Origin of the sequence: Halalkalicoccus sp. CG83 (assembly GCF_037081715.1) — an archaeon.
GTDB classification, from domain to species: domain Archaea; phylum Halobacteriota; class Halobacteria; order Halobacteriales; family Halalkalicoccaceae; genus Halalkalicoccus; species Halalkalicoccus ordinarius.
In genome coordinates this window covers 1,628,507-1,651,847 of sequence record NZ_JAZDDH010000001.1, presented here as the reverse complement: position 1 = coordinate 1,651,847, position 23,341 = coordinate 1,628,507, and the positions used below count along the sequence as shown (strand labels likewise).

At 66.9% G+C, this 23,341-nt stretch carries 24 protein-coding genes and 3 tRNA genes; 11 read left to right on the top strand and 16 right to left on the bottom strand.

All coding sequences use genetic code 11. From position 1 onward, the window contains the following. The first annotated feature begins 55 nt into the window (after positions 1–55). From V0Z78_RS08540 to V0Z78_RS08520, 5 genes are all read left to right on the top strand, one after another. The gene (locus tag V0Z78_RS08540; RefSeq protein WP_336344205.1) at positions 56–1,039 is read left to right on the top strand and encodes an MBL fold metallo-hydrolase RNA specificity domain-containing protein; all 984 of its coding nucleotides are present in this window, start codon (positions 56–58) and stop codon (positions 1,037–1,039) included. Positions 1,040–1,242: 203 nt separating this feature from the next. Continuing rightward, positions 1,243–2,256, top strand: a complete 1,014-nt coding sequence (locus V0Z78_RS08535) for a thiamine pyrophosphate-dependent dehydrogenase E1 component subunit alpha (RefSeq protein ID WP_409338729.1) — start codon at positions 1,243–1,245, stop codon at positions 2,254–2,256. Next, positions 2,256–3,284: an alpha-ketoacid dehydrogenase subunit beta gene (locus V0Z78_RS08530; protein ID WP_336344203.1), complete on the top strand. Its 1,029-nt coding sequence runs from the start codon at positions 2,256–2,258 to the stop codon at positions 3,282–3,284. Before V0Z78_RS08535 ends, V0Z78_RS08530 begins: the two co-directional genes overlap by 1 nt. Continuing rightward, on the top strand, positions 3,285–3,548 hold the full coding sequence (locus tag V0Z78_RS08525; protein ID WP_336344202.1) for a lipoyl domain-containing protein: 264 nt from the start codon (positions 3,285–3,287) through the stop codon (positions 3,546–3,548). Beyond that, positions 3,530–4,267, top strand: coding sequence for a 2-oxo acid dehydrogenase subunit E2 (locus tag V0Z78_RS08520; RefSeq protein WP_336344201.1), 738 nt, complete (start codon positions 3,530–3,532; stop codon positions 4,265–4,267). The genes V0Z78_RS08525 and V0Z78_RS08520 overlap by 19 nt, the downstream gene beginning before the upstream one ends. A gap of 190 nt (positions 4,268–4,457) precedes the next feature. On the opposite strand, the gene V0Z78_RS08515 is transcribed toward V0Z78_RS08520, so the two are convergent. The 3 genes from V0Z78_RS08515 to V0Z78_RS08505 form a co-directional block, all read right to left on the bottom strand. Further along, a tRNA-Thr gene (locus V0Z78_RS08515) sits at positions 4,458–4,531 on the bottom strand. 19 nt (positions 4,532–4,550) lie between these two features. After that, a complete protein-coding gene (locus tag V0Z78_RS08510) occupies positions 4,551–5,084 on the bottom strand; it encodes a GNAT family N-acetyltransferase (protein WP_336344200.1) in 534 nt (177 codons plus the stop codon). Between the two features lie 41 nt (positions 5,085–5,125). Further along, positions 5,126–5,680 (bottom strand): CBS domain-containing protein, encoded by a 555-nt coding sequence (locus tag V0Z78_RS08505; protein ID WP_336344199.1) that lies wholly within the window; start codon positions 5,678–5,680, stop codon positions 5,126–5,128. A 133-nt stretch (positions 5,681–5,813) separates the two neighbouring features. Between V0Z78_RS08505 and udk the strand changes: the two genes are divergently transcribed. Next, complete coding sequence (udk, locus tag V0Z78_RS08500) at positions 5,814–6,494, top strand: uridine kinase (protein WP_336344198.1); 681 nt, start codon at positions 5,814–5,816, stop codon at positions 6,492–6,494. Here the strand turns inward: udk and V0Z78_RS08495 are convergent. Continuing rightward, entirely contained in the window at positions 6,491–6,811 is a 321-nt protein-coding gene (locus V0Z78_RS08495; protein ID WP_336344197.1) for a DUF5785 family protein, read from the bottom strand. The two genes, udk and V0Z78_RS08495, sit on opposite strands and share 4 nt — an antisense overlap. 89 nt (positions 6,812–6,900) lie before the next feature. On the opposite strand from V0Z78_RS08495, the gene V0Z78_RS08490 reads away from it, so the two are divergent. After that, complete coding sequence (locus V0Z78_RS08490; RefSeq protein WP_336344196.1) at positions 6,901–7,668, top strand: CPBP family intramembrane glutamic endopeptidase; 768 nt, start codon at positions 6,901–6,903, stop codon at positions 7,666–7,668. Here V0Z78_RS08490 and V0Z78_RS08485 read toward each other — a convergent pair. The 3 genes from V0Z78_RS08485 to V0Z78_RS08475 are packed head-to-tail and all read right to left on the bottom strand — an operon-like array spanning position 7,665 to position 9,733. Next, positions 7,665–8,318, bottom strand: coding sequence for an amidohydrolase family protein (locus V0Z78_RS08485; protein WP_336345173.1), 654 nt, complete (start codon positions 8,316–8,318; stop codon positions 7,665–7,667). The genes V0Z78_RS08490 and V0Z78_RS08485 overlap by 4 nt on opposite strands. After that, positions 8,300–8,572, bottom strand: a complete 273-nt coding sequence (locus tag V0Z78_RS08480; RefSeq protein WP_336344195.1) for an amidohydrolase family protein — start codon at positions 8,570–8,572, stop codon at positions 8,300–8,302. Before V0Z78_RS08480 ends, V0Z78_RS08485 begins: the two co-directional genes overlap by 19 nt. Next, the gene (locus V0Z78_RS08475) at positions 8,573–9,733 is read right to left on the bottom strand and encodes a pyridoxal phosphate-dependent aminotransferase (protein WP_336344194.1); all 1,161 of its coding nucleotides are present in this window, start codon (positions 9,731–9,733) and stop codon (positions 8,573–8,575) included. A 278-nt stretch (positions 9,734–10,011) separates the two neighbouring features. Here V0Z78_RS08475 and V0Z78_RS08470 point away from each other — a divergent pair, with 278 nt between their 5' ends. Then, entirely contained in the window at positions 10,012–11,319 is a 1,308-nt protein-coding gene (locus V0Z78_RS08470) for an LVIVD repeat-containing protein (RefSeq protein ID WP_336344193.1), read from the top strand. 301 nt (positions 11,320–11,620) lie between these two features. Here the strand turns inward: V0Z78_RS08470 and V0Z78_RS08465 are convergent. The 3 genes from V0Z78_RS08465 to V0Z78_RS08455 form a co-directional block, all read right to left on the bottom strand. After that, positions 11,621–11,704 (bottom strand) — tRNA-Ser (locus tag V0Z78_RS08465). Between the two features lie 39 nt (positions 11,705–11,743). After that, the gene (locus V0Z78_RS08460; protein ID WP_336344192.1) at positions 11,744–12,478 is read right to left on the bottom strand and encodes a TIGR04282 family arsenosugar biosynthesis glycosyltransferase; all 735 of its coding nucleotides are present in this window, start codon (positions 12,476–12,478) and stop codon (positions 11,744–11,746) included. A gap of 51 nt (positions 12,479–12,529) precedes the next feature. Next, a complete protein-coding gene (locus V0Z78_RS08455; protein ID WP_336344191.1) occupies positions 12,530–13,252 on the bottom strand; it encodes a CAP domain-containing protein in 723 nt (240 codons plus the stop codon). 136 nt (positions 13,253–13,388) lie between these two features. Here V0Z78_RS08455 and V0Z78_RS08450 point away from each other — a divergent pair, with 136 nt between their 5' ends. Both V0Z78_RS08450 and cysE read left to right on the top strand, forming a co-directional pair. After that, complete coding sequence (locus V0Z78_RS08450; protein ID WP_336344190.1) at positions 13,389–13,589, top strand: hypothetical protein; 201 nt, start codon at positions 13,389–13,391, stop codon at positions 13,587–13,589. A gap of 190 nt (positions 13,590–13,779) precedes the next feature. After that, entirely contained in the window at positions 13,780–14,298 is a 519-nt protein-coding gene (gene cysE / locus V0Z78_RS08445; protein ID WP_336344189.1) for a serine O-acetyltransferase, read from the top strand. Between the two features lie 113 nt (positions 14,299–14,411). Here the strand turns inward: cysE and V0Z78_RS08440 are convergent, their stop codons facing one another. From V0Z78_RS08440 to V0Z78_RS08425, 4 genes are all read right to left on the bottom strand, one after another. After that, positions 14,412–15,530, bottom strand: coding sequence for an acyl-CoA dehydrogenase family protein (locus V0Z78_RS08440; protein ID WP_336344188.1), 1,119 nt, complete (start codon positions 15,528–15,530; stop codon positions 14,412–14,414). A gap of 131 nt (positions 15,531–15,661) precedes the next feature. Further along, positions 15,662–16,492: a ZIP family metal transporter gene (locus V0Z78_RS08435; protein WP_336344187.1), complete on the bottom strand. Its 831-nt coding sequence runs from the start codon at positions 16,490–16,492 to the stop codon at positions 15,662–15,664. A 299-nt stretch (positions 16,493–16,791) separates the two neighbouring features. Beyond that, positions 16,792–18,027 (bottom strand): alanyl-tRNA editing protein, encoded by a 1,236-nt coding sequence (locus V0Z78_RS08430; RefSeq protein WP_336344186.1) that lies wholly within the window; start codon positions 18,025–18,027, stop codon positions 16,792–16,794. Between the two features lie 112 nt (positions 18,028–18,139). Continuing rightward, positions 18,140–18,667: a helix-turn-helix domain-containing protein gene (locus V0Z78_RS08425; RefSeq protein ID WP_336344185.1), complete on the bottom strand. Its 528-nt coding sequence runs from the start codon at positions 18,665–18,667 to the stop codon at positions 18,140–18,142. Between the two features lie 189 nt (positions 18,668–18,856). Here V0Z78_RS08425 and V0Z78_RS08420 point away from each other — a divergent pair. Further along, positions 18,857–18,941 (top strand) — tRNA-Leu (locus V0Z78_RS08420). Between the two features lie 391 nt (positions 18,942–19,332). On the opposite strand, the gene V0Z78_RS08415 is transcribed toward V0Z78_RS08420, so the two are convergent. Further along, a complete protein-coding gene (locus tag V0Z78_RS08415; RefSeq protein ID WP_336344184.1) occupies positions 19,333–21,090 on the bottom strand; it encodes a S8 family peptidase in 1,758 nt (585 codons plus the stop codon). A gap of 138 nt (positions 21,091–21,228) precedes the next feature. Further along, positions 21,229–23,016, bottom strand: a complete 1,788-nt coding sequence (locus tag V0Z78_RS08410; protein ID WP_336344183.1) for an LVIVD repeat-containing protein — start codon at positions 23,014–23,016, stop codon at positions 21,229–21,231. Between the last annotated feature and the right edge of the window lie 325 nt (positions 23,017–23,341).

The window sequence follows — 23,341 nt, the reverse complement described above, 5'->3', positions numbered from 1 at the left end:
CCCCTGCGAACGGTTCGGCGTCCCGCCGGATCGAAACGACGACGAGGGTCGACTGATGCGCCGGGTTCGTCTCGGCGACGGCGTCCGGTTCGACCTCACGAACGGCAAGACCGTCGTCTGTGACGGCGAACGTACCGGCGACGGGGTTCGCGTCCTGAGCCACGCACACGGCGATCACCTCTACCGGGACGACCCCGGCGCCGTGATCTGTTCCGACCTGACGGCGGCGCTCGCCCGCGCCCGGCGCGAGGAGACGCCGCTCGAGCGCCGGACGCACCCCGCAGTGGAGCTCTTCGACGCCGGACACGTCCCCGGGTCGAGCGCCACGCGGATCACGGACCCCGACGGGACCCGGTATCTCTACACCGGCGACCTCTCGATCCGCGATCGCTTCTACCTCGAGGGATTCGAGCCGGTCGACGCGGACGTGCTCGTGATCGAGGCGACCTACGGCGAGCCGGCGTACGTGCTTCCGCCCCAGGAGACGGTCGAACGGGAGATCGTCGAGTGGCTGGACGGGACGTACGACCGGCCGGTGCTCGCCTTCGGCTACACGCTGGGTCGAGCCCAGGAGCTCCAGTTGCTCGCGAACCGGTCCTCACGGGAACGGCTGTTCGTGACGCAGGCGACCGCCAGGATCAACGCGGTGATCGAGGAGCACTGCGACGTCGAGTTCGGAGCCCGGCGGTATCGCGAGGGGACGGAGCTCGGCGCCGGAGACGTCCTCGTCCTACCGACGCAGACGAACAAGCTCTCGTTCGTCGACGCGCTCGTCCGCGAACGGGAGGCGATCAAGGCGGGGTTCTCGGGGTGGGCGATCGACGACGCGTTCAAATACCGTGGGGACTACCACGCGACGTTCCCCCTCTCGGACCACTGCGATTTCGCCGAACTGCTGGAGGTGGTTCGCACCGTCGACCCCGAGGTCGTCTACACCCAGCACGGCTCCGCCGAGGCGCTCGCGACGCATCTCACGCGCGAGGAGGGCTACGAGGCCTACCCCCTGGTTCGCAACCAGCGCTCGCTCGGCGACTTCTGAGAGACCCGAAGCGGCAAATCAGACGACTAGCGTTCAGACGGAGCCTTCAGCGACCGCTACCGGTGACTCCCGACCCCTCTTCCACTCGCCGTCGGAGGTCGTCCACGTCGGGTGGCGATTCGGCCGAAAACCCCCTCAACTATAATAGTCATCAATACGCTCATACCATCATGCCAAGCGTTAGCAGAGGACACTTGACCCGGATGTACGAGGACATGGTGACCGCGCGGTACTACGAGGAGCGCCTCCAGGAGGAGTACCTCGAGGGCAAACAGCCCGCGTTCGACATCTCGGCGGGGCCGATTCCCGGAGAGCTCCACCTCGCCGCGGGGCAGGAGGCCGCCGCCGTCGGCGTCTGCCATCATCTCGAGGACGAGGACACCGTCACCGCACCGCATCGACCACACCACGTCGCCATCGCGAAAGGGATCGATCTGAAACGAACGACAGCGGAGATCTTCGGCCGCGAGACCGGTCTGAGCAAGGGGAAGGGAGGCCACATGCACCTGTTCGACCCGGAGATCAACTTCGCCGGGAGCGGCATCATCGCCCAGGGGTGTCCGCCCGCCGCCGGCGCCGGTCTCGCCGCCAAGAAACGCAACGAGGACAGCGTCGCCGTCGCGTTCCTCGGCGAGGGCGCCATCAGCCAGGGCGCGTTCCTGGAGTCGCTGAACTTCGCCGCCGTCCACGACCTGCCGGTCGTGTTCGTCATCGAGGACAACGACTGGGCGATCAGCATGCCCAAAGAGCGGGTGAGCGACGTTCGGGACGGTTCGAAGCGGGCCGGCGGGTTCGACATGCCCGGCGTCCGCGTCGACTACGACGACGCCGTGGCCATCTACGAGGCCGCCGGGGACGCGATCGGCCGCGCCCGCGATCAGAACGGCCCGACGCTCATGGAGGTGCAAGTCCACCGGCGGATGGGCCACTTCATGGGCGATCCGGAGGCGTATCGACCCACGGAGAACCAGGAGGCGGCGGCGGCGCGCGATTCGATCGAACGCCTCGTCGAGGACATGGAGGCGTACGGTATCGAAGGGGAGACGCTCGACGAACTCCGGACGAAGGCCCAGGAGCGCGTCGACGAGGCCATCGAGTGGGCCAAGGACCAGCCACGGCCCGATCCGGAGGACGCGTACGAGGACGTGTTCGTGAACCCGCCGTCGGGCGCGACGGACAGCGAACCGGAGTTCGAACTCGCGGGAGGTGACGACTGATGGCACAAGAGGAACGGGACCGACGGGTGGTCGAGCGTGAACTGACGATGAGCCGGGCGATGGTCGAGGCGATCGCCCACGAGATGCGCGAGGACGAGGAGGTGTTCTACATGGGCGAGGACGTCGCCGACTACGGCGGCATCTTCGACAGCACCGAGGGACTGCTCGACGAGTTCGGCTACGATCGGGTGATGGACGTCCCGATCAGCGAGACCGCGTACCTCGGCGCGGCCGTCGGCGCCGCACAGGCGGGGATGCGCCCCATCGCGGAGCTGATGTTCGTCGACTTCTTCGGCGTCGCGATGGACCAGATCTACAACAACATGGCGAAGAACACCTACATGAGCGGGGGATCGGTGAACGTCCCGATGGTGCTCACCGCCGCCGTCGGCGGCACGTACAACGACGCCGGCCAGCACTCACAGACCCTCTACGGAACCTTCGCCCACCTCCCCGGCATGAAGGTCGTCGTCCCGTCGACGGCCTACGACGCCAAGGGACTGATGCACAACGCCATCCGCGACGACGACCCCGTCGTCTATCTGTTCCACAAGCGCCTGATGGGCATCGGCTGGATGCCCGCACCCGGCGGACCGAAAACGCCGGTTCCCAAAACGGACTACACGATCCCGTTCGGGAGCGCCGACGTCAAGCGAGAGGGTTCCGACGTCACCGTCGTCACGCTCGGGCTTCACGTCCACCGGGCGCTCGAGGCCGCCGAGTCGTTGGCCGACGACGGCGTCGACGCCGAGGTGATCGATCTGCGTACGCTCGTACCGTTGGACACGGAGACGGTCGTCGACTCGGTCCGGAAGACCGGCAATCTGGTCGTCGTGGACGAGGACTACCGGTCGTTCGGCGTCACGGGCGAGATCGTCGCCAGCGTCGCCGACGAAGCGCTCGAGAATCTGGACGCCGTCGAGCGGGTCGCCCTTCCCGACGTCCCGATCCCGTACGCCCGGTCCATGGAGAACGAGGTCATCCCGGACGTTCAGGACATCGAGGACGCCATCCAGGCCACTCGATAGATGAGCGAGAACACCGACCGCGTCGCCATCGCCGCCGACGGGGACTGGACGGCCGACGTCGACGCCGAGGAGGGAGTCGTCGTGAACTGGTTCGTCGGCGAAGGTAGCGCCGTCGAAGAGGGTGACAGCCTCTGTGAGATACAGGTCGAGAAGGTCAGCGTCGACATGGAGGCACCTACCGACGGCACGCTGGACGAGATCGCTCACGACGAGGGTGACGAGTTCACGATCGGTGATACGCTCGCGTGGATCGAGCCGGGGTGATTTCCGTGCCGGAGAACAGCGACGACGATGGCCCTGCGCCACGGACGGTCGTCGACGAGCGATCCCTGAGTCCGATGCGCAGGACCATCGCGAACCGCCTCCAGGAGAGCTATCAGAACGCGGTCCACGTGACGGTGAGTCGCGAGGTGGACGCGGAAGCAGTGGTGACCGTGGCCGATACCACCGACGACGTCTCGGTCATGGACGTCCTGCTCGCTGCGCTCTCGGAGACGCTCGAGACCCACCCGTCGTTCAACGCGACGTTCGAGGACGGTACACACCGGTTGTACGAGGAACACAACGTCGGCGTCGCCGTCGACATCGATGCCGGCCTCGTCGCACCCGTGATCGCGGACATCGGCTCGAAATCACTGAACGAGATCGCGACCGAGCGCCGTCGTCTGACCGACCGCGTCCAGCGTGGCGAGTACGAGATGCGCGATCTCCGAGGCGGCACGATCACCGTCTCGAACCTGGGTCCCCTCGGCGTCGACTCGTTCACCCCGGTCATCAACCCGCCCGAGGTGGCGATCCTCGGGGTCGGCCGGATCGTCGAACGTGCCCGACCCGACGACGGCGACGTCGAGTTTCGTCGACGACTGACGCTCGACCTGAGCTTCGATCATCGGGTCGTCGACGGGGCCGACGCCGCCCGTTTCCTCGGGACCCTCGCCGACCACGTCGAGAGTGCCGACCAGTCCGTCGGCGATGACGCGTGAGTCCTGGGTTTGCCCGCGTGGACCGACGGCCTCGATGGCCGCTGTGGCGCTCTCGTCCGTCGTCTCACCGTCGCCGCTTCGCCTTGGTCAGCGGTAGTCACTGCGGAAGACGCCATCGAACTCACTGCCATGTGGGATTGAACGGCGTATCGACCGGCCGTTGTACGTGAAACGTATCCCGAGGGTAAGAAGCCAGAGGAGGGATTTGAACCCCCGAACTCCCGATTACAAGTCGGGTGCTTGAACCACCCAAGCTCCTCTGGCGAACGTTCACACGCTCTCGTTACGTCGTGTTATCCGTTTCGGCTCGTTTCTCGAACTCGATCCGGTGGGGTGTGTAGCCCTGCGCCTCGTAGAAGCGACGCGCCTCGTCGTTGCCGACCAGCGCCTCGAGGCTGATCCGTTCGGCGCCGCGCCCGGCGAGTTCGCTCTCGGCTGCCGAGAGCAGCTCGGAGCCGATCCCCTCGCCGCGGCGCTCGGGGACCACGTAGAGGTTGTGGACGATTCCTCGAGTCGTCGAGACGGCGTAGAGGCGCTGTTCGATCGAGAACATGACGAAGCCGACGATCTCCGACTCGCTCTCGCTCGCCCGCTCGTCTCCGTCGCGATCCCCGCCCTCATCGACGTCCGCCCACGCGACCAACAGCGTTCCCTCCGCGACGTGGTGGGCGATCGAGTCGAGGATCCGCTCGCGGTTCGCCGCCGCGGCCAGATGTGAGCCGTGGGTGCGCTGGTCGCTCGCGAGCGCCACCCAGCAGTCCGCGATCGTCGAGACCTCCTCGAGCGTCGCCGGTTCGATCGCCGTCTCGGGGTCCATTCCGTCTCGACCGACGGGATCCGGACGGATGGGTCGATCGGTCAGACCGCACGACAGTCGCTGCAGACGGCCTGTCCGTCGACCGTCTCGAGTTCGGGCATCAGCGACCCACACACCTCACAGACGCTCTGGGTCGTGTACTCGGGTCGTTCGGGTCGTTCGTCCATCGCCATCGGCGTCGTCTCGGGCTCGGGATCGGGCGAGGAGAACGAGGAGGCGGCGGCGGCGATGACGTCCTGTGCGGTCAGGATACCGACCAGCCCGTCGCCGTCCCCGTTCGTGACGAGCAGCTGTCGTTCGTTCTCCGTCGAGAGCGTGCTCGCGGCCTCCGCGAGCGGCGTCTCGACGTCGATGCTCGGACCCGGTCCCGACATCACGGAGGCGATCCCCGCCTCGAGCGGGAGCGCTCCCGTCGCGGCCGCCCGCAGCAGGTCGCGCTCGGTGACGGTGCCGACGGGGTTCTGTCCACGGAGAACGACCACCCCCGCGACCCCGTCGTCGAACATGACGTCGACCACGTCACCGATCGTATCCGATTCGCTCACTCCCACGTATGCCGTGGTCATCGCTTCCCTCACTGTGCGATCCTCGACCATGCTATCCATTTCCACGGCGGACGGCTAAAGCGTACCCCCAGTAGACTTATTCCCACGGACGATCTACTTTAGCGATCGCGGATCCGAACCCGGAATCGGGACGTTAAAGCGCTCGGCACCGCCACCCTCGACGATGACCATTCCCTCGTTCGTGATCGGGATCGCCGGGGGTACCGGCGCGGGGAAGACCACCGTCGCCCACGAGGTGACCGACGGCTTCGACGGGGCCGTTACCCACGTCCCGCTCGACAACTACTACGAGGACACGGACCTCTCGTTCGAGGAACGCGAGTCGATCAACTACGACCACCCCTCGGCGTTCGAGTGGGGACTGATCCGGACCCAGCTCGAAGGTCTGCTCGAGGGTCGGGCGGTCGAGATGCCCCAGTACGACTTCGCCGAGCACGCCCGGACCGACGAGCGGGTCCGCGTCGAGCCGACCGACGTGATCGTCGTCGAGGGGATCTTCGCGCTGTACGACGAGGTGATAAACGAGATGCTCGATCTCAAGCTCTACGTCGAGACCGACGCCGACGTACGGATCCTCCGGCGGATCCGCCGCGACGTGCTCGAACGCGGGCGCAGCCTCGAGGGAGTGATGGAGCAGTACCTCTCGACGGTCAAACCGATGCACGAGCAGTTCGTCGAGCCGACGAAGAAGCACGCCGACCTCGTGATCCCGGAGGGGGCGAACGCGGTCGCGATCGAACTGCTCGAGTCGGCCATCGACGACGCCCGCCGCGGACGTCGTGAACCCGGATCGTTCGACGCGGACGCCCGATCGCCGTCGCTTCTCGAGTACGACGGTGATTAAGCCGACTTCCGCTCGGGGCTCGCGCCGACCGGGTGGTAGTCCCAGAAGCCGCCCTCGCGCATCGCCTTGCCGACCGCCCGGTGGAACTCGACGATGTCCTCGACCTCCTCGACCGCGACCGATTCGAGGATCTCGCGAGCGGGGACGACCGTCCGGTAGTTGATCCGGATCGGGTCCTCGCCGTACTCGGCTGCGAACTCCTCGAACGAGAGGGGGAAGTCCTCCTCCTCGTCGAGCTTCTTCGCGAGAATCGCCATGCCGTACTTGCGCATTCCCTCGCTGCCCTCCTCGCCGTCCGGGTCGTGCGGCCAGTCCATACTCCCGCTGTGTTCGAGGGCCGCAAAAGGGTTACTGTGCGTAGCGGGCAAACGACAGGCCAAAGACGGCCCGATCCCAACGGCGGCCAATGGCCTCTCCAACCACGGGCGCCGGCCCGGTCGCACACGCCAAGACGCTCGCGGTCGTGCTGCTGATCGGGGTCGCCGGCTTCACCGTCGGTTCGCTGTTCACCGCCATCGGGATCGGCGTCCTCTCGGCGGTCGGCATCGCGGTCACCGAGCGTCCGACCGTGCTGATCGCCGTCAGCGTCGTCACGGTCCAGGGACTCGGCTTCGGCTCGGTCGCGCTGTTCTACCTCTCGACGCGCGAGGAGGGACTCGGACTGCTGATGGTCGACCTACCGGATCTGCGCGACCTGATCTGGATCGTTTCGGGGCTGATCGGGCTGTTCGTCGCGCTCATCGGAATCAGCCTCCTGCAGACGACGTTCGGCATCGAGTCCGCACAGCACACGCTGCTCGAGCGCGGCGTGCAGACTCCCGAGCTCCTGTTGGTGATGGTGCCGCTCTCGATCCTGCTGGTCGGTCCCGGCGAGGAGCTGCTCTTCCGGGGCATCATCCAGCAGCTCCTCCGACTCCGCTTCGGCGTACCGATCGGCATCACCATCGCCAGCGTCATTTTCGCCGTCGCCCACGTCGGCTCGCTCACCGGCGAGGGGCTGGTCGCGACGATCGCGACGTACGTCGTTCTCAGCCTCATCCTCGGGGTGAGCTACGAGTACAGCGAGAACCTCGTCGTCCCGGCGACCATCCACGGACTGTTCAACGCCATCCAGTTCCTCGCGCTCTACTGGTCGATCACGTCAGGAAACGTCCCGATCGTGCTCGTGTTCTAGAGCCAGCCCGCCTCGACGTCCGAGACGAGCTTCGAACCCGCTTTGCGCCAGTCCTCGCTCGCACGCCCGAAGAGGGCCCGGGCGCGCTCGTTCGCCTCCTCGAGGATCGCCCGGCCGTCGAGGGCGGTGAACTTCCCGTCGAGAAACACCGGCTGGCCGTCGACGAGGACGGTCTCGGCGCGCGCACCGCCGTAGACGAGGTTCGGGACGGCCGTGTGAAGCGGCTCGCCGACGGCGGATGCGACCGACGGCGTATCGAGCGGGAACACCGCGAGATTCGCGCGTTTTCCGACCTCGATCGTTCCCACTCGGTCGGCGAGCCCGAGCGCCCGCGCCCCGCCGACGGTGCCGAGATCGAGCGCCTTCCACGCCGGCAGGCTCGTCGGATCGCCGCGGTCGGTCTTCGAGAGCAGGCTCGCGGTCCGAAGCTCGCGGAGCATCTCGTGGCCGCCGGATCCCGGCGCCTGATCGGTGCCCAGTCCGACCGTCGTTCCCTCCTCGAGGAACTCCGTAATTGGGCCGACGATCCCGTCGATCGCCGCGATCGAGCTCGGACAGCCGATCACCCGTGCACCGCGGTCGGCGATCCGCGCTCGCTCCTCGGGGGTCGCGCCATGACAGTGGACGGCGATCAGCCGTTCGTCGAGCAGCCCGCGGTCGTCGAGGACCCCGACCGTCGAAGCCTCGGAACCGTAGCGGGCTCGGATTCGACGAGTCCCGGGAGGACCGCCGCGCCGGTGGCATCGATCACCCGATCGGCGCTCGTCCCGTCGAGTTCAGTGGTCGGACCGACGAACGCGATCTCGCCGCGAGTCACGCCGACCGCGCCGTCGTCGATGATGCCGAGCCCTCGTCGGCTCTCGTCGAGCGTCAACACGAGCGCGTTCGTGATCGCGAGGTCCACCTACGTCGCCTCCTCGCGGACCATCGCCTCGATCCCGTCGAAGCCCGCCTCGAGCCGGTCGAGCCCGTTCGCGAAGCTCACGCGGAGGTAGCCCGCGCCGGGATCGCCGAACCCGTTCCCGGGCGCGGTGACGACGCCGTGCTCGCGGAGCAGGCGTTTCGCGATCGAGAGGGTGTCGCCCGGCAGGGCCCGGACGTCGAGAAACGCGTAGAACGCCCCCTCCGGCGGGGCCGATGAGACGACCGGCATGGCGTCGATCCGCTCGACGACGTACTCGCGGCGTTCCGCGAACGCCTCGTACATCGCCCTCGTCCGCTCCTGTGGGCCGGTGATGGCGGCGATCGCGGCGTGCTGGGCGACGCTCGAGGCACAGGCGGTCGTGCTCTCGTGGATCTTGTTCACCTCGCTTATCAGGTCGGGGTGGCCGGCGAGCCAGCCGACCCGCCAGCCGGTCATCGCGTAGCGCTTCGAACAGGAGTCGACCGTGAGGACGGAGTCGGGGTCATCGACGTAGCTCGCGATCGCGCGATCCGCTCCCTCGTAGACCAGCCCGCGATAGACCTCGTCCGCGATCACGTAGGCGCCGTGCTCCGTTGCCGCCGCGGCCACCTCGCGGATCGCCTCGGGGTCGAACACTCTACCAGTGGGATTCGAGGGGTTCGTCAGGACGACCGCCGCGGTGTCCCCGCCCATCGCCTCGATCATCGGGTCGGGATCGAGCGCGAACCCTCGTTCCTCGGGCAGCGGGACCTCAACCGGCACGCCGTCCGCGAGCCGCGTCTGGGTCCGGTAGTTGGGCCAGGCGGGCGCGGGGATCACCACCTCCGAGCCGGGATCGACGACGGTCAGCATCGCGAGGTGGAGTGCCTCCATCCCGCCGGTCGTGACCGTCACTCCGTCGGGAACGACCGCCTCGTCCGCGTCGGCGATCGCCTCGCGAAGCGCCGGCAGCCCCGCGTTCGAGGTGTAGTGCGTCTCGCCCGCGCGGGCGGCCTCGAACGCCGCCCTGACGACGTGCTCGGGCGTGTCGAAGTCCGGTTCGCCTACCTCGAGCCTGACGAGGTCGCCGTCGTGGGCCTCCGCCATGTCGAACATCACGCGGATCGCCGATCGTTCCGAGGCGGCGACACGCTCGGTGATCCGCGGCCGTCCAGTGGTCATGCAGAGTCGGCGGGAGGCGCGAACTAATACGTTCGTGAGCACGGCGTCGTTGCCGGAAAAAGCGGTAGGAATGGAATTCGAACCCCCGAACGTCGCTCACGTCCGCTCGCCCGTTCCATGACCCCAATCGCTCGTCAGCGCTTTCCGCTCGCCGCAAACGGCTTGCAGCCAATTCCGGCACTAATAGAATCACTCAAGTATGATTTATTATATGATATATAATATAAACAAATATATGGTCTTCTGTACGAAACACACTGAGGGAGTGAATACCACTCATGGTAATCGATCCAACACCGAGTCGACGAACGGTACTCAAAGTACTGGGCGCCACCGGAGCGCTCGGAAGCATCGGGACGGTAAGCGCACGACCGCCACAGCAGGACCCCGACGAGCTCCGGCTGTTCAGCGAGCAGGCGGTGGATGGCGCGATGGAGGTCGTCGCACAGGAGACCCACGCCTACGTGGCGACCGGTGACGGGATGGGGATCGTCGACTGGCGTAATCCGAATCGACCGGAACTGGTCGCGGATATCGAGGCGTCGGAGCCTGATGAGATCGGCGGCGACGACGAGGGCGAGGTCGGCGGCGTTCTCGATGTGAAGGTCGAGGACGACCTCGCCGTGATGGCCCACAACGGCGGAACGGGGATCACGACCGTCGACGTAAGCGACCCCACGGATCCCGAAGAGCTGGCCTTCCACGACGCCCATCATGTCCACAACGCCTTCCTGAAGGACGGATATGCCTACCTCACGATCAACGAGTCGGATGAGAACACGTTCAGCGAGGCGCGCACGGATATCGTCGACGTGAGTGACCCGACGGACCCCGAGAAGATCGGCGAGTACCGACTCGCGGACGATTTCCCCGAATTTGCGGCCGGGGGGGTCAGCCCGAATCACGACGTCTACGTCCAAGACGACCTCCTCTATCAGGTGTACTGGGATGCAGGCGTCGTCGTCGCGGACGTGAGCGACCCGACTGATCCCGAGCTGGTCGCTCAGTTCGGCGACGCACCCGAGGCGGACACGCCGCAGCCGGATCCCTTCCCACTAGAACGGTACTATGCCGGCGATGGGAACGCCCACTACGTCCAGCCGTCGCCCGACGGCGGTCTCACGTTCGTCGGCGACGAGAAGTTCCCGAACCGCCTGGAGGCGGATCCCGACACCGAGCAGTACGGCGGCATCCGGATCTTCGACACGAGCGACTGGGACGACGTAGAGCAGGTCGGGTTCATCTCGCCACCGGACGTCAACGTCGGCCTTCGGACGTCACACAACTTCGACGTGACGCAGAACCGGATCCACACGTCGTGGTACAACGGTGGCGTCCGGGTGTACGACGTTACCGACGAGACGGACCCCGAGGAGTTGTACTTCTACAACCCCGACGGGTACTCGTTCTGGACCGCCGTCCGTGAACGCGGATTCACGCTCGGGGGTATCTACGGAGCCCGTTCGGACGATCATGCAGGCGGCATCTCGTTCCTCCATGCCGACCGCGGACGAAGTCGATCGCCGTCGTTCGAGGGAAGCGCACCGCCAGAGCGCCCCGGCCTGGGTCCCGAGCCCGACAAGTAGCCGGTATCCGGGGTCGGGAGGCTGGAATCCGATACGTCCCGGCTCCTGGAATGCCGTTCCGCTCGGAACGCCGACGAGACGAGCGGTTCCGTGATCCGCGGTTGGACAGCGATCACGCGGAGTCGGCGGGGCGCGCGGACTACTACGGTCGTGAGTACGTCGCCGTTGCCGAAAAGCGGCGGGCATGGGATCCGAATCACACGAAGACGGACCTGCTCGCTTCGCTTGGGAGCCTGTGCTCTCCCTGCTTCAAATCCAACCGTCACGAAATCGCGCGCCGCGTGAGTGCGGCGCGCTCTTACGGTGGGGATGGGATTTGAACCCATGAGGCCTCTCGGCCACCTGCTCTCAAGGCAGGCGCAATGGTCCGCTCTGCCACCCCACCTCGTCGGTCCTTCTCCCGCGCCGCTCTAAGGCCTGTCGGTTACCCCATCACTAGTTCGTCGTCCTCGACGCGCAGGTCCCGATCGTCGATCCAGGTCGCGGTATGTACGGGGATGATCCGCTCTGCAGCAGCACGTGCACGGATCAGCGGGACGAGCGTCGCCAGGTCGTCGGGCGTCTCGACGGTCGGCAGCATCGGCAGGAAGTCGACGTCGTGACCGGCGTCGCGGCCGCGCCAGGTGAGCGTCTCCACCGCGGGCGGCTCGTAGGCCCCCTCGAAGTCGATCGGTTCGGTGAACCCCGCGTAGTGGACCCGTCCGTCGCTCGCGGGCCCGAGCACCACCGGGCTGTGTCGGAGCTTCATCGCGGCGCTGTCGATGTGCGTCCGCGAGAGCAGCGCCGCGGTGGGCTCGACGATCGCGACCGAGTCGACCTCCTCCCGTTCGAGCAGGTGGGTCGTGGTGTTTCCCGCCCGCGCAGCGAACGTCGAGCCGACCTGGGGCTTCGTTCGCAGCGGCTCCTCGAGGATGCCCTCGAGCGTCGATCGGACCGCCGCCTCGCTCTCGACGTCCGCGTGCTCGTCCGGAAGCAGCTCCGCCGGCCGGTAGTTGACGAGCAGTTCGCCGCCGCTTCGCTCGATCGCGAGACAGACGTCGGCGAGCATCGCCGCGTAGAGGTCGGCCGCCTCGGACGGCGACAGCGGCCCTGACTCGCTCAGTTCGGGCAGGACCAGTCCCTCGCGCGGCGGGTCGGCGAGTACGCAAACGGTAGTCACGGCCGGGAGTCGGGTCGGCCCGGCCTTCAACCCGCCGGTTCGGCGGGTTCCTCACGTGGTCGTACAGAAGTTCTGGGTGGCGTCGATCCGGCCGTCCTCGATGTAGACGCCGATCCCCTCGGAGTCCCAGTCCTCGCGAAGCAGGTTCTCGCGGTGACCGTCGGAGTCCATCCAGCCCTGAACGATCCGGTCTGCGATCTCCTCCGCCGAACCGTAACCGCCGGCGCCGGTCTGGATGTACGCGAGGTTCTCACCTACCGCCCGACACTCCGCAGGGTAGAGATCGCCGAAGCGGTCTGCCGGCGTCTCGCCCTCCGGGTTGGTGTGGCTGAAGTAATCGCGCTCGTTCATGTCCTGGCTGTGGATCCGGGCGACCGACGCGATCTCGTCGTCGTGCTCGAGCTCTGAGAGGCCGCGTTCGGCACGGATCTCGTTGACCTGGTCGTGGATCTCGGCTTCGACCTCGTCGGAGGTCACGCCGCCGTCGGTGCTCGTCGTCCCGGGATCACCTTCGGGCGGCGAGGAGCCCTCCGGTGCCTCGGGCGTCTCCTGTGGGCCTCCGGTCTGCTCGCCCGCCGGGACCTCCCAAACCAGCGGCGAGTCGACGAACCACTGCGGTGGCTCGACGACGTCCTCGACTACGGGCGAGTCGACCTCGCCGGTGTCGACCAGCCCCATCAGGGAGGCGGTCCAGAGCAGGCTCAACAGCACGCCGACGAGCAGCGCCGCACCCAGGACCGTCGTGATCGCCCGCCAGAGCGTCCGGAGGATCACGTCGATCGGAGGACTGCGGTTCCTCGACGGTGCGATTCCTCCCCTCTCGTATCGCGGGGTACCATTACCACCGATACGGGCCCGAAGACTATAAGCGACCGGACACGTTTATGACGTCGGCACGCGATCACCCGGTATGCGCTCGGACTCGCTCGTCGTCGCGCTGGTGCTCGTCGCCGTCGCTCTCCTGACGCTCGGATCGTTCGTCACGCTCGCCACGGAGACGGTCGTCGGAGCCCGACCGCTCGTCGTCGTCGTCCTGCTCGTCGCCGCCCTCCTCGGATCCATCGCACTCGGAGTTCGCTCGCGCCGGCGACTTTCGAACCCCTACTGGTAGCGATTGCGAGAATCCGATGAACCCGACCGTTTTTTCTCCGGCCGTCGCCGACCGATAGGCATGACGGCGATCGCTGTTTCGCGCCCGACTCGCGCGGTCGACGACCACGGACGATCGTTCGAGAACGCGTGTCGACGTCCGCCGGCCCGGACGGGATCGTTCGAGGACCGCACGCCCCGCGAGGAGGACCATGTTCGGCAGGCTTAGCGAGGACGTTGCCGCCGTCAAGCGTCGCGATCCGGCCGCTCGAGGCACCTGGGACGTGCTGCTCTGCTACCCAGGGATGCACGCGCTGTGGCTCTACCGGCCGACTCACGCCCTCTGGAACCGCGGCTTCCGACTGACCGCGCGGGTGCTCTCGACGCTCGTTCGGCTGATCACCGGCGTCGAGATCCACCCGGGTGCCGAGATCGGCCGTCGGTGCGTCATCGACCACGGCGCCGGGGTCGTGATCGGCGAGACCGCTGAGATCGGCGACGACGTGCTGATGTATCACGGCTGTACGCTCGGCGGGGACGCGAACCACCCGGGAAAGCGCCACCCCACAGTCGGGGACGACGTCGTCCTCGGGGCGAACGCCACGCTGATCGGCGCGATCACCGTCGGGGACGGGGCGAGCGTCGGCGCCGGCTCGGTCGTCGTCTCCTCCGTTCCGGAGGGGACGACCGTCGCCGGAAACCCCGCGACGCCGATCGACTCCGGCGCCTGAGTCACCCGAGCGGTTCGCGAGCGATGACGTTCTTCCGGATCTGACTCCTACCGCTCGAAAGCCCTCGGCACGCCCCGGCGTGCCTCGACCGTTGTATTTCCGCCGGGGCCCCCTCAGTCCAAGAGCTCGCGGGCGATCACGTTCTTCTGGATCTGGCTGGTACCCTCGTAGATCGTCGTGATGCGTGCGTCGCGGTAGTACCGCTCGACGTCGAAGTCGGTTGTGTAGCCGTAGCCGCCGTGGATCTGAAGCGCCTCGTTGGTGATCTCCATCGCCGCCTCGCTCGCGAAGAGCTTCGCGATGCTCGCGTCGAGCCGCGGGTCCTCGCCCGCGTCCTCCCGGCGGGCGGCCTCGCGGGTGAGCAGTCGTGCCGCCCGGAGCCGCGTTTCCATCTCCGCAAGCTTGTGCTGGACCGTCTGAACGTCGGCGATCGGACCGCCGAACTGCTCGCGTTCCTTCGAGTAGGCGAGCGCGTCGTCCATCGCCGCCTGCGAGAGCCCGACCGCCTGGCTCGCGATCCCGATCCGGCCGCCGGTCAGAATCGAGAGCGCGGCGCTCAGTCCGCGGCCCTCCTCGGTGAGACGGTTCTCCGCGGAGATCCGGACCTCGTCGAACAGTAGCGCGGTCGTATCGCTCGCTCGCAGTCCGAGCTTCTCCTCCTTCTTCCCGATCTCGAGCCCCTCGGCGTTCGCAGGGACGAGGAACTGCGTGATCTCGTCCTCCCCGGTCTTCGCGAAGAGGACGATCACGCCCGCCCGCGCGCCGTTCGTGATCCACTGCTTCTTGCCGTCGATGACGTACTCGTCGCCGTCGCGCTCGGCGTGGGTGCTCATCTCGGCAGGGTTCGACCCCGCCTCGGGCTCAGAGAGCGCGAACGCGCCGACGGGCCTCCCCGAGACCATCTCGGGCAGCCATCGTTCCTTCAGATCCTCGGAGCCGAACTCCGCGATGCACGAGGTGGCGAGACAGTGGACCGAGAGGGCGGTCGCGACCGAGAGGTGGCCGTAGGCGAGTTCCTCGTTGACGACGCTGTAAGTGAGACGATCGGCGTCGTAGCCGCCGTACTCCTCGGGGGTCGTCAGCCCCGTCAGGTCGAGGTCGGCCAGCCCGTCCCAGACCTCCTCCGGAAACGACTGGGTGCGATCGGCCTCGGCGGCCCTCGGTTCGAGCTCCTCGACGGCGAACTCCCGGACTACGTCACGGATCGCCTGCTGTTCCGCGGTGAGCTCCATGCCACCCGTTCGATCACCGGCGAGAAAAAGCCGTTCCCCCGTGAGATCGACTCGCGACGGCCACGGCAACGGTGACGGCGCGGATCTCGTCCGCCTCACGTTCCATCGGCGGTAGGCGAGGATCGATACCGTCAGGCCTCGAGCGCCACGTCGAGGTAGAGCATCACGATCAGACCGGCCATTATCCCGAGCGTAGCGAGACGTTCGTTCCCGTTGGAGTGGGTCTCGGGGATGATCTCGTCGCTGATCACGAACAGCATCCCTCCGGCGGCGAAGCCCATCGCGTAGGGGAGAAGTGGCTGGGCGACGGTGACGGCCCAGGCGCCGAAGACTGCGAGCGGGATCTCGACGAGTCCGGCGCGAATCCCGGTGAGCACCGCGTAGAACGTCCGGTGAAACCCCGCGTTGATGGCCGCGACCGAGACGGCGAGCCCCTCCGGGACGTTCTGTATTCCGATCGCCACCATCAGCGAGATCGCATCGTCGAGGTTTCCCGACCCGAATCCGACGCCGACGGCCAACCCTTCGGGCATGTTGTGGAGCGTTATCGCCACGATGAACAGGAGGACGGCGGCGACTCGCGACTCGTCGACCCCCTCCGCGACGGCGGCCGTCGAATCGCGGTCCTCCCTGATCTGCCCCGTGATGAGGACGTGGATGTGTGGCACCCAGGCGTCCGCCTGATCGAGCACCACGACTCCGAGGACGAGACCGACGATCACGGGGAGGACCCCGCCGGCCTCGATACCGGGGAGGATGAGACTGGTGAAACTGGCGGCGAGCATGATGCCGGCCGCGGCCCCGAGCGTCACGTCCATGGAGCGTTGCGACGGATCGCGCCAGACGAACACCAGGACCGCGCCGATCAGGTTGAGCGTGGCGATCACGATCCCCCCGACGAGCCCTTGAACCACGGGATCCGTTCCAGCGATGGAGACGAAGAGGTCCTGTGCGGCGCTCATATCGATCGTTCCGCCGCGGGCAGCGGGGGAGAGGCGACGGTACTACGACGACTCGAGGAGGCTGTTTCCATTGAGATTATTCGACGGAGCTAAAGTAAGTATTTTGGCATTGAAACTACGGATTCGGTCTCCACTGAACGGGACGGACGTCTATCCGGACGATACGAGATCCACCGGCGAGCGTTCGGAACGGCGGGGTTCCGACCGAACGGCCGATCCTCGGTTCGCTTCGCTTTCTCCGATCGAACGGTCCCCTCGGTCGAACCGGGAGGCGGTTTCCTGATTCGTGGTCGGCCGGATCAGTTTCGGAGAAACTCGACGATCCGTTCGGGCTCCTCGCCGATCCCGCCTCCCTGAGCGAACTCGTGGCCGCCGCCACCGCCGCCGCCGAACTCGTCGGTGAGGTCGTCGACGATCGCGCCCGCGTCGGTCCCGCTTTCGGAGGCGACGGCGACCGTCGGCGGTCGCTCGTCGCTCACGAGCGCGACCACCTCGTACTCCTCGCCGGCCAATCTGCGCGCCCGATCCGAAAGCGTGTCGCCGTCGGCGTCCGGCACCGAGCCGACGAGCCAGCGCTCGCCGGCACGCTCGACGACCTCCTCGCGCAGTGCCTCGATCCGGGCGTCGACCACCCGATCGAGCAGCGCGTCGCGTTCGTCCTCGAGCTCCTCGATCCGGTCGTTACGCCGCTCGACCGCCGCGGGGAGGTCCGCGACCCCGATCCCGAGCTCACGGGCCGCCGACAGCGCCGCCGTCCGGGTCGCGGTGCGGTGTTCGATGGCGGCGGGACCGACCGCCAGCTCCACTCGGGTGAGTCCCTCGCCGGGGTTCGAACGCTCGAGCACGCTTACGGGACCGATCTCGCGGGTGTTCGAGACGTGCGTCCCGCCGCAGGCGGCGACGTCCCACGTCCCCTCGGAGGGGCCGATCGGGTCGCCGGCGTCGGCCTCGCCGACCGTGACGATCCGCACCCCCTCACCGTCGCCGAAGACCCCCTCCTCGGTCTTCGTGTTGAACGCGACTTCCTCGCGACTCGTCGCCTCCTCGGCGGGGACCGTCTCCCAGCTCACGGCTCGGCTCTCCCAGACCGTCCGGTTCGTGAGCCGTTCGAGCTCCACCAACACGTCGTCGTCGATCTCGGTGGAGGTCTCGAAGTCGATGCGGACCTTCTCCTCGCCGATGTCGAACCCGCCGTAGCCGAGGTCGTCGAGCAGCCGTCGTCCGGCCCCGTAGAGGACGTGGCTCGCGGTGTGTGCCCGCATGCAGTAGGTGCGGAACGCCGGATCGACCGCGCAGTCGACCCGATCGCCGGCCTCGAGGTCGGACTCCTCCTCGAGGACGTGGATCGTCTCCCCGTCGTGGGCCCGGACGTCCGAGATTCCGATCCCGCTGATCTCTCCCTTGTCGGCCGGCTGGCCGCCACTCTCGGGGTAGAAGTAGCTCCGATCGAGGACGAGCTCCCGGCCGTCGATTCGCTCGACGGTCGCCTCGAACTCCCTCACGTACGGCTCGGCGGGCGCGCGGGTGAGCGTCATCGACGGTCGTTCCCCGCGCAGGTAGTTATACTGTCGGTCGTCACTCCTCGACGCGGGCTCGCCGGCGGACGTCGCCGACCGGACGCCCGCCGACGAACGACGCCGGAACCGATCACTCGGCGAGTTCGACGTCGAGCTCGGACTCGATCTCCGCGATCAGCGAGCCGCCGACGCCCGCGCGGGCGGCCCGGCCCTGCTCGACCGCCATCAGCTGCTCCTCGGGGACGCCGAGCTCGTCGGCGAGCTCCGAGAGCTGGAGGCCGGCCTCCTGGCGCGCCTCGCTCATCCGGTCGCCGTAGCCCGAGAGGAGGTAGGGGAGCGGGTCGTCGTCGTAGTTCGTCCCCTCGCGCTCCCAGTGTGAGGAGTCGGCCTGCTGGCCGTCGCGCACCGCGGCCACGTTGCGCGCGGCACGCTGCTTCCGATCGCGCTCGTCGTTCCCGCCGCCTCCGCCGTCCTCGTTTCCGCCTCGCCTCCGCTTCGACTTCTTCTTGGCGTCGTCGTGTGGCGCACAGTCGGCACAGACCTGGAGGGTCGCGCCAGCGATCGAGGCGGTGCGAAGCGAGTCGGTGTCGGCTCCGCAGAGCTCGCACGCATCGCCGCCGTCGCCGCCGCCCGAACCGCCGGTGGAGTACTTCGCCATGCAGGCGGTAGGGCGGCTGCTCATTTGAATACCCGGTCTCGACGGGTGGCTCCCGTCTCGAACGGGCCCTTCGGAACGTGCCGAGGCCCACGGGAGGCGTCGAACGCGGAGTCTCGGCGGCGAACCGACCGAAAGGGAAGCCCTTTTATTCGACCCCGGGATACTACAGGACGCGAAAAGAGACAGCGAGCGTGGGTAGCCAAGCCAGGCCAACGGCGCAGCGTTGAGGGCGCTGTCCCGTAGGGGTCCGCCGGTTCAAATCCGGTCCCACGCATCGCACGGCGGCACACCCGCCGAAGATGCCAGGTGATTCCGTCGGAAACGCGGTCTCCGGCGGCCAGTCGGGCGACGCCCGACGTGGTCCCTCCGTGGACATCACCCACGCACAATCCTCGTGGCGCGAACCCCGACTTCCGGGGAACGGAGCCGTTCCGTATCGCGCCCGTTGCGCTCACGTTCTCCAGCTTCAGCACCGCCCACGGCGGTGGCGACACGAACGCCGAGCACGTTCCGACTGTTCGTCTTCGCCCCCGAGATCAGTGAGTTCGTATCCCGATCGGTGGCAGGGACGTTCCGTCCGCCGTCGTCGGTTCCGTCAGCGGGGACGTTCGACGCCTGGGCGATCGACCCCTCCACCCGGCGGGATCGACGGCGTCGATCGGTTCCTACTCGTCGACCAGCTTCACCGTACCGAATGTCCCGAGATCATCCGCTTCGGCCCGTCGTACGGCCTCGTATCCGTCGACGAACCCGGCACCGATGTTCGCGGGCGTATAGCCGTCGTGGACGTCCCGTGCCTCGGTCTCTACCGTGTTGAGCACGTCGATGGAGTCGGGCGTTCCGTGGCCGTTCTGGCGGTACGCGTCGATGACCAGCGTCGCCACGCCCGCGGTGATCGGACAGGACATGCTGGTGCCGCTGATACGACCGTACCACACCTCGGTGTCGTCGTCGTACGCCTGTAGCGGGTCCTCGGGTGCGAGCGTACTCATCACGAGGTTGCCGTTGGCACCGACGCCGTTACGGTAGATCCCCAGGGGATCGACGTTCCGGTTGAGACCCTCGTAGGCCGTGAACTCGACGTCGTACTCCGCGGCGACGTTGAGGAACGGTCTGATCTCGAAGTAGTACGTCTCGCCGCCCTCGATCGATCCGGAGAGCTCCTCTGGCTCGTCGAGCGTCGCGCTGCTGGCGACGATCTCGCCGTTCTCGCCGCCCTTGCGGAGGTAGAAGTCGACGTCCTCGGCGTCGGGGTCCCACGAGAGCGTCGCCTCGACGTACCCGGCCTTCGAGGGGGCGTCCCATTCGTGGAACTCGCTGCTGTCGGGTCCCACCGTCCCCGCATACGAGCCGGAATCGACCTCGGTCTCGGTTCTGTCGGCGGCGTGGTAGGCCTCGAGGTTGTCGAGTGCCTTTCGTCGATCGTAGTTCGTTTCACCGTCGTAGTCCGGCGAGCGACCGCGTGAGGAGAAGTCGGTTACGGTCTCGTCGTCGTTGGTCGCCGCCACGCCCAGAACGTGGGGTGCCTTGGCGTAGTCGTTGAGAGTGTTCGTCTCCGACCCGCTGTTGCCCGCCGAGAACAGCGGCAGGACGTTCGCGTCGAACGCCTCCCAGGAGGCGACGTTCAGCGCGTCGTCGGGGTTGAAATCGGCACCTCCCGAGGAGCCGTAGGAGTTCGAGACGAGTTGTACGTCGGTGTCACCGGCCCGTTTGCGGGCGATCATGTGATCGAACGCGGCGACCGCCTTGACCAGAAGCAGGGTCAGACCCGCGGAGTAGACGGTGAGGTCGGCGTCGGGGGCCATGCCACGAAACTCGCCGTCGCTTTGGGTCCCGTCGGCAGCGACGCTTCCGCTGGCATGGGTTCCGTGACCGTTGTCGTCGGTATCGAGGTCGCCGGCCTCCTTCCAGACCGTGTCGTCCGAGTCGCTGAGGGGATCGACGTAGCGCCAGTTGCCAACGAGGTTGCCGTCGAGGTCCGGGTGGTCACCGTCGATGCCCGTATCGATCACGACCGAGTGAACGCTTCCTCCGGTATAGCCGAGGTCGGTCTGGACCGATCCGACGCGAGTGCTGTCGCGGCCGTCGTCGTTGTAGTACTCCAGTTCGGCGTTTCGTTGTACGTATCTCACGTTCGGCCAACCCGCGACCGTCTCGATCTGGCTGCCGGTGAGCTCGGTATAGCCGATCGGAAGGACCTCGAACGCGTGGTAACCGGAATCGAGATCGAGATGTCTGAGACGGTCGACGTCCGCGTTCGTATCGAAGACCACGAGGACCTCCTGGGACGCATCGCTCGTGGTATCGAGTGCGTCGTCGATCGTGGAGGTATCGGCGGCGGCTCGGCTGGCCGGGAACAACGAGGCCACGCCGACCGCGCCTGCCGTTTTCAGTATCGTCCGTCGACGGTGTGATCTGACCATCCGCTACCGCCAACGGTCTCTTCGCCGGTAAAACTACCTATATTAATAATTTGACTTTAGATATCAAGTAACTGAATGATACGGTGACGCGTCACGGATCAGCTCCCGATTCCGGTCAGCCGGGCCTCGAACAGGTCCTCAGTTACCGGTGCTGACCGTCTCGTTGCCGACGGGGAAGTCGTCGTGGTGGACGGCGTGGACGCCCTGGTTGATGTCCGAGAGGAACGTGACCCCGTTCATCTCGACGGCCGCCCATACGTCCGGCGTTACGCCGCTGAGTCCCTCCAGACCGGACTCCGATTCGAGATCCTCCTCGACCGGTCGGGAGAAGCCCTCCTCGGTGATCGACCAGTCGGTGGCGTCGTGGTCCCTGGCGAGCCCGCCGGTCGTCCCGTCGTCCTCGCCGGCACGGATCCGGAGGAACTGAACCCCCGCGTGGTAGTGTCCTTGATGGATCCAGAACTGCTCGTCGATCTTGCCGCCGGGTTTGACGACGTGCTTCGAGACGTCACAGTTGTGCGGGCTGAGTTCGAAGTCGTCGAACTCGATGGCGGGATCGTCGTACCACGTCCAGTTCGCGAGTTCGCCCATCTCGGTGACGCCGTCGGTCTCGTGGACGCCGTCGGCGTCGATCAGGAAGACGGTACCGGTGCTATCGGGGTTGGTCTTCCCCTCGTCACCGTCGTCGTAGTCGCTCGAGGGCTCCTCGTGGCTGGCGACGACGACGCGTTTCTCCACGCTGTCGCCGTTCTCGTCCTCGACGACGTTGCCGTCCTCGTCGCGAAGCGGGACGAGCTCGGGCGCGGGCGTCACGAAGTGTCCCTGTTTCATGTCGAACTGTCCGATCTTCTCGATGTCGGACGGGTCCGAGACGTCGAGTGCGTGGATGCCTCGATCCCAGTAGGCGAGGTACAGCGTCGGTGTGCCGGTTCGCGGGTCGTCGATGACTTCGTTGTCGTGGCAGTAGTGGTCGCCGCCGGGGACGGGTACGGGCGCCGCGGCCTGCTCGCGGCCGTGGTCACCGTTGACGTTGTAGTAGTTGACCGGTTCGAGCGTCGGTTCGGCCAGCGACCGATCGAGCCTGTAGACGTACAGTCCGGCGATGCTGTCCTGGTCGATGTCCTTGTTCGCGAAGACGTAGTCCTCGCCGTCGATCCGATGCGAGAAGAGGTTGTGGATCCCCGTTGTGAAGACCTCGTTGGAGAGGGAGGCGACGGCCTCCGGGTTCTCGGGATCGGAGACGTCGACCGCGATGAGGCCACCAGTGTTTGCGCCGGTTCCGGGGTCGTCCTCGGGCTCCGACGTGCTCACGTCGCCGTAAAGCAACGTGATGGGCTGTGTACCGAGGAACACGAAATCACCGCTCTCGTTGGGTTTGACGTCCATTATCGCGGTGCCCGTGTTGTTGTTCGGGAGGAAGGAGACGACCTCCATCTCGGCGTCGTCGAGGTCTCCGGATCCGTCCGCTCGAGTGTAGTCCGTGACGTCGATGATCGCCATGCCCCGGTTCCCCGACTCGTCCTCCGAGGAGAAGACCCCGACGTAGGCGAAGTCGCGGTCGAGAGCCTCGTTCGTCCGAACCCGGATCTCGGTGATACCACCCCGATGGGGGTCCTCGGGCTGACCGCCCTCGGTCTCGGTGCCCACGTCGCCGAGGCTGTGATAGCCGACCCGGGTCGCGTTTTCGCTCGTACCCCTGGTCTCGGGTTCGGGATCATCGCCGCTCGCACGGTCGTCGTGGTCGCTCACGGCGAACTTGCTGTTGGCGCCACCGTCGCTCCGATCGTGAGCGCTCCCGACGCCGACGGCTGTGGTGACGCCGAGCGCGGCCGCCGCGCCGCGCAGAACCGTACGGCGGGTTCGCGCGCCGAGTCCGGTATCCTCTCCATCACCGCTGTCGTTCTGAACGTCGCTCGAAATGCGCATCGTGCCTGATCGTCAATGGGATAGCGACAAAAGTGATTTTCGTCGTTCGATTGAATGAACGTCCGTTTGTCATTCATCGAGCGGTACGTTCGCGTGAGCGATTCTCGGTGATCGAAGGGTGACGCCGCCAGCACCCGTTCGTGATCGCCCTCCGTCGCGTCGACGTTCAGGGTTCGGAACGACGGCCGGCGGCGTCGCGGTCCCGTCAGATCGTCGGACTCCGTTCGCAGGCCATCGGACGCTCCCTTCGATCGTCGTCTCGGCCGAGGACCTAGTGGACCGGCGCCGCTCACGCCCACGATCGGCCGATCGAGCAAGCAGTGGA

What these genes read in the sequence shown, in the direction of transcription:
- udk (WP_336344198.1), top strand. Translation starts at nt 5,814, where the DNA reads ATGACCATTCCCTCGTTCGTGATCGGGATCGCCGGGGGTACCGGCGCG.
- V0Z78_RS08490 (WP_336344196.1), top strand. Translation starts at nt 6,901, where the DNA reads ATGGCCTCTCCAACCACGGGCGCCGGCCCGGTCGCACACGCCAAGACG.
- V0Z78_RS08505 (WP_336344199.1), bottom strand. Translation starts at nt 5,680, where the DNA reads ATGGTCGAGGATCGCACAGTGAGGGAAGCGATGACCACGGCATACGTG.
- V0Z78_RS08530 (WP_336344203.1), top strand. Translation starts at nt 2,256, where the DNA reads ATGGCACAAGAGGAACGGGACCGACGGGTGGTCGAGCGTGAACTGACG.
- V0Z78_RS08540 (WP_336344205.1), top strand. Translation starts at nt 56, where the DNA reads ATGCGCCGGGTTCGTCTCGGCGACGGCGTCCGGTTCGACCTCACGAAC.
- V0Z78_RS08475 (WP_336344194.1), bottom strand. Translation starts at nt 9,733, where the DNA reads ATGACCACTGGACGGCCGCGGATCACCGAGCGTGTCGCCGCCTCGGAA.
- V0Z78_RS08535 (WP_409338729.1), top strand. Translation starts at nt 1,243, where the DNA reads ATGTACGAGGACATGGTGACCGCGCGGTACTACGAGGAGCGCCTCCAG.
- V0Z78_RS08510 (WP_336344200.1), bottom strand. Translation starts at nt 5,084, where the DNA reads ATGGACCCCGAGACGGCGATCGAACCGGCGACGCTCGAGGAGGTCTCG.
- V0Z78_RS08430 (WP_336344186.1), bottom strand. Translation starts at nt 18,027, where the DNA reads ATGACGCTCACCCGCGCGCCCGCCGAGCCGTACGTGAGGGAGTTCGAG.
- V0Z78_RS08450 (WP_336344190.1), top strand. Translation starts at nt 13,389, where the DNA reads ATGCGCTCGGACTCGCTCGTCGTCGCGCTGGTGCTCGTCGCCGTCGCT.
- V0Z78_RS08495 (WP_336344197.1), bottom strand. Translation starts at nt 6,811, where the DNA reads ATGGACTGGCCGCACGACCCGGACGGCGAGGAGGGCAGCGAGGGAATG.
- cysE (WP_336344189.1), top strand. Translation starts at nt 13,780, where the DNA reads ATGTTCGGCAGGCTTAGCGAGGACGTTGCCGCCGTCAAGCGTCGCGAT.
- V0Z78_RS08470 (WP_336344193.1), top strand. Translation starts at nt 10,012, where the DNA reads ATGGTAATCGATCCAACACCGAGTCGACGAACGGTACTCAAAGTACTG.
- V0Z78_RS08415 (WP_336344184.1), bottom strand. Translation starts at nt 21,090, where the DNA reads ATGGTCAGATCACACCGTCGACGGACGATACTGAAAACGGCAGGCGCG.
- V0Z78_RS08410 (WP_336344183.1), bottom strand. Translation starts at nt 23,016, where the DNA reads ATGCGCATTTCGAGCGACGTTCAGAACGACAGCGGTGATGGAGAGGAT.
- V0Z78_RS08525 (WP_336344202.1), top strand. Translation starts at nt 3,285, where the DNA reads ATGAGCGAGAACACCGACCGCGTCGCCATCGCCGCCGACGGGGACTGG.
- V0Z78_RS08440 (WP_336344188.1), bottom strand. Translation starts at nt 15,530, where the DNA reads ATGGAGCTCACCGCGGAACAGCAGGCGATCCGTGACGTAGTCCGGGAG.
- V0Z78_RS08425 (WP_336344185.1), bottom strand. Translation starts at nt 18,667, where the DNA reads ATGGCGAAGTACTCCACCGGCGGTTCGGGCGGCGGCGACGGCGGCGAT.
- V0Z78_RS08435 (WP_336344187.1), bottom strand. Translation starts at nt 16,492, where the DNA reads ATGAGCGCCGCACAGGACCTCTTCGTCTCCATCGCTGGAACGGATCCC.